15 protein-coding genes are annotated in these 12351 nt (G+C 68.8%); 2 read left to right on the top strand and 13 right to left on the bottom strand.

Annotated elements, in window-relative coordinates:
- Positions 1–15: 15 nt before the first annotated feature.
- The gene (locus KBY81_RS02170) at positions 16–999 is read right to left on the bottom strand and encodes an META domain-containing protein (RefSeq protein WP_254975455.1); all 984 of its coding nucleotides are present in this window, start codon (positions 997–999) and stop codon (positions 16–18) included.
- Positions 1000–1091: 92 nt separating this feature from the next.
- On the opposite strand from KBY81_RS02170, the gene KBY81_RS02165 reads away from it, so the two are divergent.
- Positions 1092–1502, top strand: coding sequence for a hypothetical protein (locus KBY81_RS02165; RefSeq protein WP_254975454.1), 411 nt, complete (start codon positions 1092–1094; stop codon positions 1500–1502).
- Here KBY81_RS02165 and KBY81_RS02160 read toward each other — a convergent pair.
- The 5 genes from KBY81_RS02160 to KBY81_RS02140 form a co-directional block, all read right to left on the bottom strand.
- On the bottom strand, positions 1445–1810 hold the full coding sequence (locus KBY81_RS02160; RefSeq protein WP_254975453.1) for a YbjQ family protein: 366 nt from the start codon (positions 1808–1810) through the stop codon (positions 1445–1447). The two genes, KBY81_RS02165 and KBY81_RS02160, sit on opposite strands and share 58 nt — an antisense overlap.
- A gap of 77 nt (positions 1811–1887) precedes the next feature.
- Positions 1888–3309, bottom strand: a complete 1422-nt coding sequence (murF, locus tag KBY81_RS02155; RefSeq protein ID WP_254975452.1) for a UDP-N-acetylmuramoyl-tripeptide--D-alanyl-D-alanine ligase — start codon at positions 3307–3309, stop codon at positions 1888–1890.
- Positions 3309–4085 carry a hypothetical protein gene (locus KBY81_RS02150; RefSeq protein ID WP_254975486.1) on the bottom strand — a complete coding sequence of 259 codons (777 nt, stop codon included), beginning with the start codon at positions 4083–4085 and terminating at the stop codon, positions 3309–3311. Before KBY81_RS02150 ends, murF begins: the two co-directional genes overlap by 1 nt.
- Before the next feature lie 24 nt (positions 4086–4109).
- The gene (gene glgA, locus KBY81_RS02145) at positions 4110–5654 is read right to left on the bottom strand and encodes a glycogen synthase GlgA (protein ID WP_106219831.1); all 1545 of its coding nucleotides are present in this window, start codon (positions 5652–5654) and stop codon (positions 4110–4112) included.
- 74 nt (positions 5655–5728) lie between these two features.
- A complete protein-coding gene (locus KBY81_RS02140) occupies positions 5729–6313 on the bottom strand; it encodes a L,D-transpeptidase (protein ID WP_219903878.1) in 585 nt (194 codons plus the stop codon).
- Between the two features lie 130 nt (positions 6314–6443).
- Between KBY81_RS02140 and KBY81_RS02135 the strand changes: the two genes are divergently transcribed.
- Positions 6444–6968: a hypothetical protein gene (locus tag KBY81_RS02135; protein ID WP_254975451.1), complete on the top strand. Its 525-nt coding sequence runs from the start codon at positions 6444–6446 to the stop codon at positions 6966–6968.
- On the opposite strand, the gene KBY81_RS02130 is transcribed toward KBY81_RS02135, so the two are convergent.
- The 7 genes from KBY81_RS02130 to KBY81_RS02100 are packed head-to-tail and all read right to left on the bottom strand — an operon-like array spanning position 6934 to position 12293.
- Positions 6934–7434 (bottom strand): ATP-binding protein, encoded by a 501-nt coding sequence (locus tag KBY81_RS02130; protein WP_254975450.1) that lies wholly within the window; start codon positions 7432–7434, stop codon positions 6934–6936. The genes KBY81_RS02135 and KBY81_RS02130 overlap by 35 nt on opposite strands.
- Positions 7431–8429, bottom strand: a complete 999-nt coding sequence (locus KBY81_RS02125) for a sugar transferase (RefSeq protein WP_254975449.1) — start codon at positions 8427–8429, stop codon at positions 7431–7433. Before KBY81_RS02125 ends, KBY81_RS02130 begins: the two co-directional genes overlap by 4 nt.
- Positions 8429–8908, bottom strand: coding sequence for a glycosyltransferase (locus KBY81_RS02120; protein ID WP_254975448.1), 480 nt, complete (start codon positions 8906–8908; stop codon positions 8429–8431). Before KBY81_RS02120 ends, KBY81_RS02125 begins: the two co-directional genes overlap by 1 nt.
- On the bottom strand, positions 8905–9360 hold the full coding sequence (gene pssD / locus KBY81_RS02115) for a PssD/Cps14F family polysaccharide biosynthesis glycosyltransferase (RefSeq protein ID WP_254975447.1): 456 nt from the start codon (positions 9358–9360) through the stop codon (positions 8905–8907). The genes KBY81_RS02120 and pssD overlap by 4 nt, the downstream gene beginning before the upstream one ends.
- Positions 9357–10388 carry a glycosyltransferase family 2 protein gene (locus KBY81_RS02110; protein ID WP_254975446.1) on the bottom strand — a complete coding sequence of 344 codons (1032 nt, stop codon included), beginning with the start codon at positions 10386–10388 and terminating at the stop codon, positions 9357–9359. The genes pssD and KBY81_RS02110 overlap by 4 nt, the downstream gene beginning before the upstream one ends.
- Before the next feature lie 40 nt (positions 10389–10428).
- Positions 10429–11439 carry a glycosyltransferase gene (locus KBY81_RS02105; RefSeq protein ID WP_254975445.1) on the bottom strand — a complete coding sequence of 337 codons (1011 nt, stop codon included), beginning with the start codon at positions 11437–11439 and terminating at the stop codon, positions 10429–10431.
- A gap of 8 nt (positions 11440–11447) precedes the next feature.
- Complete coding sequence (locus KBY81_RS02100) at positions 11448–12293, bottom strand: glycosyltransferase family 2 protein (protein ID WP_181279994.1); 846 nt, start codon at positions 12291–12293, stop codon at positions 11448–11450.
- Positions 12294–12351 lie beyond the last annotated feature (58 nt).

Genomic DNA, 12351 nt, shown 5'->3' with positions numbered 1-12351 from the left:
GGCCACCGGGATCGATCAGGGCCGCGGCATCAGCGGCGCCCCGTCCGCCAGGGAGGGATCGCCGCTCAGCACGGCGGTGCCCGCCGGTGGTGCGCCGGCCGCCGGGAGGCGCTCCTTGCTGCGGTAGCTCCGGCCGTCGAACACCTCGCGCACCCAGGTGGGCGGGGCGCCACCCCCGGATTGCAGGCGCCAGAGATCACGCCAGCGGTTGCGGCCCGCCGCCGGGACGATCACCGGCAGGCGGCTGGTGGGGAAGCTGGCGATGCGGCGGTAGCCGGTGGCTTCCTGGCGGAACACCTCGAGCGTGCAGCCACCGGTGCCGCAGACGTAGGGGCCCATCAGGTAGACGAGCACGTCCTGACGGCCATCCCCATCGAGGTCGACGCGGCCGTGCACATAGCTGATCCGCCCCATGCCGCCGGCGGCGCTGCCCAGGGTGCGGGCCAGGTCGGGGGAGGCCGCCAGGATCGCCGTCTCCAGCGCCGGATCTGGCCGGTTGCTGTAGCCGGGCCCGGCGCCGGCGCGGGGTTCCCAGATGAGGATGCCGCCATCGGCCAGCAGACTCAGGTTCAGGCGGCCGTCCCGCAACAGGTAGCCCCGCACGAAGGGAAGCTGGCGGGCCAGGGGTTCCCCCAGGCTGGACGCCGGGCACAGGGCCCTGGTGCCGGCGAGGGGTCCGAAGCGAAAGCCGCCGTTGCCGGGGTCGGCGCTGGGCTCCACCTGCCAGGTGCCCGTGGCGCGGTTGCAGTCGAGCTGCAGGACTGCCCGGCCATCGGCCTGGAGCGAGAGGGTGTAGCGGGACGGGTCCTGCGGACGCCTCAGGCCCTGGGCGTCATCCATCGACTGGATCCCCACCAGCTGCCAGGTGGTGCCCTGCAGCGGCGGGTTGTGGGGGGCCGCCACCAGGGGCAAGGTCGCCCCCGTCAGGAGTGAGGCGGCGGCGATGGCGCCCCCCGTCCAGGCCCCCAGGAGCCGGGCTGTGCTGTATAGACCAGGCATCGGGCGACTCCTGCGGGCTCTCTCCAGAATCGGACAGAGACGCCCGTGGGGGGGCAGGAGGCCGAGCATGGTGGTGCCGCCCTGCCGCTGCCATGGGAATCCTGCGCGCCGCCACCACCTATTTCGCCCTGGTCTTCGGCACCGGTTTCGTTCTGGGGGCGGTGCGGGTGCCGCTGCTGGTGCCGCGGCTGGGGGAGCCCCTGGCCGAACTGCTGGAGATGCCGTGGATGGCCCTGGCCATGGTGCTGGCCGCCCGGCTGGTGGTGCGGCGGCAGCTGGCCGGCCGCGGCCCCCTCAGCCGGGCAGCCGCCGGAGCCCTCGCCCTGGCGTTCATGCTGGCGGCGGAGCTGGTGGTGGGGCTGCTACTGCAGCAGCGCCCGTTGCAGGACATCCTCACCGGCCGCGACCCGATCGCCGGCGGCGTCTATCTGGCCCTGCTGCTCCTCTATGCGCTGCTGCCGCTGCTGCTGGGCCGCGGCTCCACCACCACGGCGGTGCCGTAGCAGAGCACCTCGGTGGCGGCGGCGGTGCCGCCCTGCACCTCGGAGCCGTCGTAGCGGGTGCCGACGATCGCATTGGCCCCCAGCGCCCGGGCGTGCTGGATCATCTGCTCGTAGGCCTGTTCCCGGGCCTGCTCGCACATCTCGGTGTAGGCCCCGATCCGGCCGCCCACGATCTGCTTGAGCCCGCCCAGGAAGCCCTGCACCAGCGTGGGAGAGCGCACCACGATGCCGCGCACCAGGCCCCGGTAGGAGGTGATCGCATAGCCCTCGATCGTGAAGGTGGTGGTCACGAACACGGGTTTCACCATCGGGAGGCGGTCGGCGGTCGCCCCATCCTGCTGGGAGCGGCAACGCGCATCAACCAGTGCGCATCAAGCGGCATGCTTCAGGCGGCCGGGCCGAGGCCCGCCTCCAGGACGGCAATCGCCCGCTCCAGGGCCACCCCGCGGCTGGCCTTGAGCAGCACCCGATCCCCCGGCTCGAGCCAGTCGAGCAGCACGGTGGCCGCCTCCTCGGGCGTGGCCGCCCGCGCCAGCCGTGGCAATCCGGCGGCGGCGGCGAGCATCGCCTGGGCTTCGGCCTCGGCCGCCACGATCACCAGCCCGTCGAGCCCCAGGGCCCGGGCCCGGCCCGCCACCTGGCGGTGCAGCTCCAGGCTGCGCTCCCCCAGCTCGAGCATCGTGCCCAGCACCGCATAACGGCGGCCTTCGCAGGCGCCTCCCGGCGCCGCCAGCAGCTCCAGGGCCGCCAGCACCGCCTCCGGAGAGGCGTTGTAGGTCTCATCGAGCAGCTCCACCCCGCCTAGGGTCAGGCGTCGGGCCCGCCCGCCCGGCAGATCCACCGCCAGGTCGGCGAGGGCCGTCGCCGACACGCCCAGCTCCCGGGCGACGGCCACCGCCAGCAGCAGGTTGCGGGCGTTGTGGCGGCCCTCCAGCGGCAGCGGCAGGTTCGGGCCGTCCAGCAGGATCAGGGAACGTCCATCCAGGCGGCCCACCAGCTCCGCCGCCGGCACCCCCGCCGGGAAGTCGGCCGCCTCGTCCTCCAGGGCGACACGCACCACCCGGCCCCGCCACACCCGCGCCAGGGACTGCTCCAGCAGCGGATCCCCGGCGGGAATCACCAGCACCCCCTCCGGTCCCAGTCCAGCGGTGATCTCGCACTTGGCCTGGCCGATCGCCTCCCGGCTGCCCAGCCGGCCGATATGGGCGGTGCCGATGTTGGTGATCACGGCCACATCCGGCTCGGCGCAGCGGCTGAGGCGGTCGATCTCCCCCAGGCCCCGCATTCCCATCTCCACCACCAGGGCCGCGGTGCCGGTGTCGGCCTTCAGGACCGTGAGCGGCGCCCCCACGTCGTTGTTCTCGTTGCCGCTGCTGGCCACCACCGGCCCGAGGGGGGCCAGGGCCGCCCGGATCAGTTCCCGCGTCGTCGTCTTGCCGGCCGAACCGGTCACCGCCACCACCGGAAGCCCCAGCTGGCGTCGCCAGAGGCGGGCCAGCTGCTGGTAGGCCGCCAGGGTGTCGTCCACGGGCCAGATCGGCCCGCCGCCGCCGGTCACCAGCTCCGCCAGGGCCGACCCGTCCAGCCGGTCCCGCTGCACCACGGCCGCCGCCGCCCCGGCGGCGAAGGCGTCAGCCACGAAGCGGTGACCATCGAAGCGCTCCCCCACCAGCGGCACGAACAGGGCGCCGGCCAGATCGCCGCGGCTGTCGGTGCTGACGCGACGGATGGGGGCGCGCGGGGCGGTTCCGGGGGCCATCAGGGGCTCGCCCCAGAGCTGGCGCAACGGCTCGAACGGCAGCAGCATCAACCTGAAGTTCCGGGATCGAGCAGGATCATGCCGGACCCCACCAGCGCCCCGCGGGCCAGCAGGCGCCCCTGGCCGTCCACCAGCTCCAGGCGCTCATAGCCCAGCCCCCGGGCGCGCTCCTGCCAGCGTTCGGCCCAGCGGCCGCGGCCCGCCGGGGCAAGGGCGGCGTAGGTCGGCGCCATCGTCAGCACCAGCAGCCCCTGGGCGGGCTCGGGGTGGGCCGAGGCGATCAGGTGCTGCGGGTCATCCTCCGCCAGCAGGGCCAGAAGGGGGTCGAGTTCCAGGGCGGGCGGCGGCTCGGCGTCGGCCGGCGGCGGGGCGCTGGGCATGGGGGCCGCCTTGGATAGGGGCGGCGGGGTGATCGCCGTGGGCGGGGAGCTGGCCGGCGTGAGGGCGACCGGCGAGCTGCCGCCCGGCGAGCTGGCGGCTGGAGCGGAGATGCCTGGTGGCGCCGGGGTGGCCGGAGCCACCAGGGGGGCTGCAGGACCTGCCGCCGGCCTGGCGGCACGGTGGCTCAGCCCGCGCCAGGCCTGGCCCGCCAGGGCCAGCAGCAGGGCCAGCAGGGCCGCCAGCAGCAGGGGCCAGAACAGGGGTGCCAACCCTTGCGGCCAGAAGCCCGGCACCGACAGATCCCCTTCACCGTTGCGGCGCCAGAGTTCCCGCAGCTTCAGGCGCAGGGAGGCCAGCACGGCCCGCAGGGCCTGGCCAAGCCGGCCCCAGGGGCTCGCGTAGGGCGCCGGCAGCTCGGAAGGTGGCGGAACCGGATCAGCCATGGACGCCGGACACGGGGAGCTGGCTCAGGAGTCGTTGCGGCGGCGCAGCAGGGCCAGGGGGTTGCGGGGCCGCTGGGGCGGCGGCGCCTCCTTGGGGGACCCCTCCGGCCGGGAGTCGTCATGGAGCAGGCTCGGATCCGCCCCCTGACCCTGGGAGAAGCGCTCCACCTGGGCCGCATCGGGGGTGGGCTCCTTGACCCCGCAGACCTCCCGGTACATGGCGTCGTACTCCAGGGCGGAGCGGTTCCAGCTGAAGTCGGTGGTCATGGCCCGCCGCTGCAGTTCCTGCCAGCTGGGCTCGTTGCGGTAGGCCTCCCAGGAGCGCACGATCGTGGTGTAGAAGTCGATCGCCTCATAGCGATCGAAGCCGTAGCCGGTGCCGGTGCCGGCGGTGGGGTCGTTGGGGGGCACGGTGTCCACCAGGCCGCCGACGCGGCGCACCACCGGGATTGAGCCGTAGCGCATCGCCAGCATCTGGCTGATGCCGCAGGGCTCGAAGCGGCTCGGCATCAGGAACGCGTCGCTGCCGGCGTAGATCAGCCGCGACAGGGCGTCGTCGTAGGTGAGGAACACCGAGAAGCGGCCCGGGTGGCGCGCCGCCATCTGCCACAGGCCCGACTCGTAGCCCCGGTCGCCGGTGCCCAGCACCACGAACTGGCTGTCGCTGTAGGCCAGCACCCGGTCGGCGACCTGCAGCAGCAGGTCCACCCCCTTCTGGTCCACCAGTCGGCTCACCATCCCCATCAGGTAGGAGCGGGGGCTGACGTTCAGTCCCATCCGTTCCTGCAGCAGCCGCTTGCAGGCGCTGCGGCCGCTGAGGTCGCCGGAGGAGAAGGGGGCCGGCAGGGTGGCGTCGCTGGCGGGATTCCAGTCCTCGGTGTCGATGCCGTTGAGGATGCCGCGCAGCTTGCCACTGATGAAATTGAGCAGGCCGTCGATGCGCTCGCCGTACTCGGGCGTGCGGATCTCCATCGCGTAGGTGGGCGAGACCGCATTCACCCGGTCGGCGTAGAGCAGGGCCGCCGCCATGGTGTGGTCGCCCTGCATGTACCAGGGGCACCAGGTCATGCGGTCCAGCTTCCAGCGCCAGGGCCCCTGGTAGCGGAGGTTGTGGATGGTGAACACGGTGCTGATCTCCGGGTCCTGGTGCATCCACACCGGGATCATCCCGGTATGCCAGTCGTGGCAGTGCAGAACCTGGGGTTTCCAGCCCCCGTTCCAGGCGAATTCGGCACTGGCGTTGGCAAAGAAGGTGAAGCGCCAGTCCTCATCTTCGCCGCCATAGATGCGCTCGGGATCGAACACCGGATGGCCCACCAGATAGATCGTCAGACCACTGGTGGGGTGACGGGTTTCGTAGATGGCGAAATCCGTGCCCATGGCATGGCCCCGCCACATCGGTTCGGCCGGAATCTCCAGCCGACTCCATAGTTTTCCGTAGCCCGGCATGATGATCCGCACGTCATGGCCCAGCGCCGCCAGGGCCGGTGGCAGGGAGCCCACGACGTCGCCCATGCCCCCCACCTTGATCATGGGTGCGCACTCCGCAGCGGCAAACAGAACCCTCATCCGCGCTCGATCGCTGGTGCGCCTGGAACTCTACGGGCTGCCCAGGAGCGCTCCGGTTGCCGACGTCGGCGGGCTCAGGGCAGCACGGTCACCGGTGTGCCGACCTGCACCATCTCGAACAGCTCCCTGACGTCCTCGTCGAACAGACGCACGCAGCCATGGGACACGGCACCGCCGACGCTGTTGCGATTCGGCGTGCCGTGGAAGCCGGAGGTCACGCATCCCTTGACCTCCAGGTGCTCCTGGCCGTTGAAGCCGCGCCGGCCCTTGCAGTCGCGGTGGAAGCCGATCCAGCGGGAGCCGAGGGGATTGGTGGGGCCGGGGGGGATGCGCACACCCTTGGCGGGATGCTCCCAGATCGGATAGGCGGTCTTCTCGATCACGCGGAACGAACCCACCGGCGTCTCCCAGCCGGGCATGCCCACCCCCACCTTGAAGCGGCGCCGTTCCCGATCGCCCTCCATCACCTTCAGCAGCCGCCGCCGGCGGTCGAGGACCAGCTGCAGCGGCGGCGCGGCGGGCTCCACCGTCGTCGCTGCCGGCACCGGACTCGCTGCCGGCTCGCTGCCCGGGGCGGCGGCCAGCGCGGGCTGCAGCGACCACCCGGAACAGCAGCTGAACAGGGCCAGAGCCAGGGGCAGGGTGGCTTGGCGCTTCACGGTGGCCTCGGCCGGAATCAATCTGCACGTTGGACGTTAGCGAGTGGAGCGCAGCCACGGGCCGGGGCCGTGACCGGAGCCGACCAGGCGCCGGTCTAAAGTGGTAGTTGGAGATTGACGGTGCATCCGATTGCAGCAGCCATTGCACCAGCAATGGCGGCCTTTGTTTCCACTGTCACGGTTGCAAGGGTTGCACCGTTTCGCCGTCAGCACCTCAGCCGTTCTGCTCATGGGTCTGGAGATCGTCGCCCCATCACCCGGGGCTCCGGACCATCAGCACGGTCTTCTCTACAGCTACAAGAACGACACCGTCCCGCCACGCTGTTCGCGCAGTTTTTGGCTGCTCCAGAAGAGCAAGAAGGTGTGGTTCCTGGTCGATGCGCACCAACGAGACAAGAACACCGAAGCGGCCTTCTTCTACCGGGGCCGCAGAATTCTCTACCGGGGAGACCTGCGCGCACTCCCTGCGGAACGGAGGAAGACCCTGGAAGCCAACAGCATCGTGTGGGGGCAGTCCCTCGCCCATGGCTGGGGACGGGGCCCCGACGGCACGAACCACTACCTGCACCTCTGGACCCGCTGGTCCATCTTTCAGCCAGCCCGTTGCCATCCTGAGTACTTCACGATGACGTTCCTGCCGCCCCATCAGCGCTGATCGGGTGGCACAGGGACAGGCCGTTGGTCCCATCATCGATCCGGCGGTAGCGGATGGTCCATCCGTAGGCGCTGCGCAGCTTCAGGAGCATCACCAGGCCCCAGTGGGCCTCCCTGGCGAGGGGATCGTGGCCGCTGGTCTCGATCGCCTGCGCCACGGCCGCCAGGGCAGCTTCGAAGTCGAAGGGGGCGCCGCGGTCGAGGATCTGCACGCAGAACTGTTCGCTGGTCACCTGCACCGACAGCTGGACCGGCGGCGGAGGGTCGAGCCCGGCGTGGGCATGGCGCACGGCATTGGTGAAGCCTTCGACAAGCGCCAGCTGGGCCTGCATCCAGAGTTCCGGGGGCACGGCCGGATCACTCAGTTGCTCAAACCAGCCGAGCACCGTCTCGATGGCATCGAGATCACTGTTGACCGTGAGCTGGCTGGGGGGCCGATCGGAGTCCGAAGGCGGGGGCCCGATCATGCCGCCCCGGAGTCCTTGCTGAACAGCACCAGAAAGGTGCGGACGATCAGCTTCAGGTCGTAGCCCAGACTCCACTTCTGCTGATAGCGAAGATCCAGCCGGATCACATCCTCGAAATCCCGGATCGATGATCGGCCGCTCACCTGCCATTCCCCACTCAGGCCTGGCCGCACATCGAACCGCTGCCAGCTGGGAATGGCGTAGCGACGCACTTCATCCGGGGTGGCGGGCCGGGTGCCGATCAGGCTCATGTCGCCGATCAGCACGTTCCAGAACTGGGGCAGTTCATCCAGGCTGGTCTTGCGCAGGATCCGGCCCACGCGGGTGATCCTGGGGTCGTTGTCATTCTTGAAGAAGGCTCCCTGGGCCTGGTTCACCACCCGGTCCTTCAGCTGTTCGGCATCACTCACCATGGAGCGGAACTTCCAGATCCGGAAGTGACGGCCCATCCAGCCGCAGCGCACCTGGCTGAACAGGATCGGCCCCGGGCTGTCCAGGCGGATCGCCAGGGCGATGGGCAGGAACAGCACCGCCGTGACCCCCAGCCCCACCAGGGCGCCGCCGACATCCAGGCAGCGCTTGACGGTGGAGCGCACCGAGGGGTGGGTGAGCGGTGGCCGCTGGTCCTCCTCCCGGGAGAGCTGGGGCAGCAGCCCCTCGGAATGGGCCGTGATCGGCAGAACCTTTTCCAGTCCCGTCATCTGCAGGGCCAGGAACACCTGACGGTGCAGGCTCCAGGCGGCCAGCGGGACCCCGCGCTCCTGGGCCGTCTTGATGGCCCCCACCAGGGCACCGATGCCGCTGCTGTCGATGTTGGCCGTGCCGCCGAAATCCAGGACCACCTGCCGCAGGCCCTCCACCTCCGCCAGCCAGCCGGCGAATCCGGAGCGGAAGGCCACGGCTTCGATGACGGTGAGCCGGGGCGGCAGCTGCAGGATCAGCACACCGTTGCGCACGGTCCTGGCGAACGGATCCGGGGAGGAGGGGCCGCCCATCATGGCTCCGGGAAGTGGGACCGGAGACTCCGGCAGAGGGTCTGGGCTGAGCTGTCGGTCACGTCGCTGATGGACGTTTTGAACGGAGCCTCGAGAAAGCGCACCAGATCTCCCGGAGCCCAGGCGATCGGCACACCCATCTGCTTCAGGGCCAGGGCGAGTTCCACCTGGTGATCGTCGACATGTTCCTGATAGCGGACACTGCGGGGCACCAGAATGAAGGGCTGCTCCAGTTCATCGAGCAACAGGACCGTTCCTTCACCACAATGGGCAATCACGACCCGCGCCTTTTCCACCAGGGCCCGAAAGGAGTCCTCCTTCACTAACCGGTACACGGTGGCACCACTGGGCAGAAACGTGCAGGTGCCGTACTGAACAACGATCTCCTCATCGATGAGCTCCTGCTGGATCAGCAGCTCCATCCACTGCATCAGCCGATTGAACGGGAACTGTTCCGTCCCCACGCTCACCAGGATCATGATCCCACCTTGCCCTGGACAAGTTCGGCGCGGGGATAGCGACGCTGCAACTGGGGCCAGTGCACGTAAAGGATGTCAAGAAACGGCCGAACGAGCCGCGCCGAGAGGCTCAGGGTCTCGATGCGGGTCACGGACTCGATGAACACGGTCTTGCATCCGAACAGTTTACCGAGCAGCAGAAAGGGGACGCCCACACCGGCGCCGGTCGAGACGATCACATCCGGCCGCCGGCGGCGGATCACCTGCAGCGCCAGCCCCAGGTTGCGCAGCAGATTCGGCAGGTTGCGGTTGGTGGGGCTGTGGGCCCAGAGCACCTCCTCTCCCGCCAGCGCCGTTTCCGTGGTCGGCGTGCGGAAGGTGATCCAGAGATGGGGATGGCGCCCCCAGAAGTCGGCCAGTTGCTGCAGGGCCTTGAAATGCCCCCCCGACGAACAGACCAGCAGGATCTTCATGGCCCCAGCTCCCCCTGAATGCGCCGCCTCTGGCTGTCGCCGGTGGAGCGCAGCATCCGGCCCTCCAGCCAGCGATAGGGACCCTCCGGCAACACCAGCAGCAGGTAGGCCGCCACCAGGGTGATCAGGGTGCGACGCGGTTCCTCCAGCAGCACCCTCCAGTCGGTGGCCAGGGATTGGTGCAGCAGGCGCACGGCCATGGCCCCATCCCGCTGACGGGTGGCCCGCCGTGCCAGGTAGCGCAGCTGGTAGGCCCGGGCCCGGGAGCCCCATCGGGCGATGAAGTCGGGGTGGGTGGCCTCCGTCTTCACCAGGATCCGCTCCCAGGAGGCGTACTGCTGCATCAGGTTGGCGGAGAGTCCGCCGCTGCTGATCCGGTAGAGAGTGAGCGGTTCGGGAATGCCCTCGATCTGCCACCGGGTCTGGAGGGCGATCCGCAGCCAGCACTCGATGTCTTCGGACTGTCGGAAGCTGTCGTCGAAGAAGAAATCCTCCTCGGTGCCATAGAGATTGGCGGTGAAGCGAATGGCCTCAAAGACCTCCCGGCGGATGACGACCGCGGAGCCATTGCCGATCGGATTGCGGCAGAACACCACCTGCGGGGTGATATTGCGCAGGGTCGGCATCTGGTGGAGGCCGATGGGCCTGGAGGCCTCATCAATAAAACTGGAACGGGAAAAACTCACCCCCACCTCGGGCCGCGCCTGCAGATGGGCCAGATGGCGCTCCACCTTGGTGGGCAGCCAGAGATCGTCACTGTCGAGAAATCCCAGAATCTCCCCCTGGGCCTGGCGGATCCCCGTGTTGCGGGCGCCCGCCAGACCACGATTGCGCTGGTGCACAATCCGCAGGCGAGAATCCTCGTAGCCCTGGCAGATCTCCACCCCATCATCGGTGGAGCCGTCGTTCACCACCAGGATCTCGAGGTTGGTGTAGGTCTGGGCCAGCACCGATTCCAGACTTTCGCGCACCGTCGCGGCGGAGTTGTAGAGCGGCATCACCACCGTGACCAGGGGAGAGCGGCTCATGGACGGGGGTTCAAGGGCACGGGGGGCGTCGCAAAAGCCATCATGACCGTGTCTTGCCCTGGCGGCCACCCAGGCGGCGCCAGGGTGCCAGCAGCTGACGGGCGAAGACAGCCACGGTCGTGAGCAGCGTCCGTCGTGGCTGCCGCAGCAGAAGTCGCCAGTCGGAGCGCAGGGCGCGGACCATGAAGTCGGTGCCGATGGCGGGCGTGCCCCCCAGGCGCAGGGAGCGCCGGGCCAGGTAGCGCAGATGAATCGCCTGGGCGGTGGCGAAATGCTGCGCCACCAGGTCGGGTGCATAGCGGCGGGCTTCCTGGATCAGCCGCAGCCAGCCCTGCTCCATGCGCTGCAGGCTGGAGGAGAGTCCCCCCACCGATGTCCGGTAGTAGGTGAGCACCTGGGGCAGCCCGGTGATGCGCCAGCGGCCGTCGCAGGCCACCCGCAGCAACCATTCCAGATCTTCCGAGTAGCTCATGTCGGAGACGAATCCACCCACCGTGGTGAACACCTCACGGCGCAGCACCCAGTTGGAGGTGGTGTTGGTGGGGTTCTCACAGAGGAAATCCACGGGTCGATAGGTGGTCCGGGGCTGGGCCGCCAGATGACCCGTTGGCGTCCCCTCGGGAGAGAGGAACGCGACGCGGGCGAAACTCACGCCCACGTCGGCATGGTGGTCGTGGTACGCCACATGCAGGCGCAGTTTGTCGGGATGCCAGAGGTCATCGGCATCCAGGAAGGCGATCAGGGGCGCCCTGCTCAGCGCGACGCCGCGGTTGCGAGCCCTTGAGACCCCCGCATTGGGCTGGGGCACCAGCTGGATGCGGGGATCGTCCCCGAACAGGCGGCCCATGATGGCCAGGCTGTCGTCCGTGGATCCGTCATCCACCGCGATCAATTCCCAGTCGCTCAGGCTCTGCGTCAGCACCGAGCGCAACGTCTGGGCGATGTGCGGCGCCGCGTTGTAGACGGGGACCACCACCGAAATCTTCGGTGTGTTCAGCCCTGCTGGATCGGGAACCACCGCGGCGGTCTCGTGCGGATCGGTGGGCGTCATCGCGGCGGCTACGACGTATGGCTGGAACGTCGGGCTCCTCCGATCCGACGCAGGAGCGCCTTGAAACGCCCGATCAGGGTGATCCAGGCCATCCGCAGGCGCTTGCTGTAGTAATCGAACTGGTTGATCGTCGGCGGCTGACCCGCCTGGAAATGGTTCAAACGACGGGCAGGCAGGAGCTTGGAGGTCCAGTCGACGGAGTCGATATGGCGAAACTGGGCATGGCCGTAGCGGGCCTGGAGCTTCTCCTTGATCTGATCAGGCGTGCGGTAGGGATAGTGGCGGTTGTAGAGCCGCTGGGAGCAGGCCTTCTTGAGCCCGTCGGGCCACTGGGGGGCCACCGCTTCGTTCCAGGGTTGATCGGGCTGGTTGCGGAAGAAACGGTATTCGCGCCAGTTGGCGGAGTAGTAGCGGCGCCGTTCGGTGATGGGCCGGCTGGTATCCAGTCTCTCGGCCTCCCAGTTCTTGTAGTCGGTATCCGTGTAATAGAACTGAAGATTCCAGGCCGTCACGAAATCGGCCTTTTCCTGATTCGCCTTGGCGAGCACATCTCTGGGGTCGCCATCGAGGAACTCGTCCCCGTCCAGCCTCAGCCACCAATCCTGATCGGTCAGCTCATGATGGTATCGGTTGTAGACGATGGAACGCATGCCATCACGGAAGGGTACAAGGAGTTGCTCCTCAACCACGATGGCCGGATACTGCTGGGCAAGGCCATTCACAGTTTCCCAGGTACCATCGGTACTGCCGTTATCCAGAACAAAGATACGATCGCAGAACTTCAGTGCGTGATGTAGACAATCTGCAATGACATCGCCCTCATTCTTGATCAGACAAATGGCGTAGATCTTCACGAGTGGATCAAGCGGGCGGACATCTTGATTGGCTCTGATGGCAGCCACAGCGCCACTG

The organism is Cyanobium sp. Lug-B (assembly GCF_024345635.1).
Classification (GTDB): Bacteria; Cyanobacteriota; Cyanobacteriia; order PCC-6307; family Cyanobiaceae; genus Cyanobium; species Cyanobium minutissimum.
Note: the sequence above shows the minus strand (reverse complement) of the source record. Positions and strands in the feature narration are given on the sequence as shown.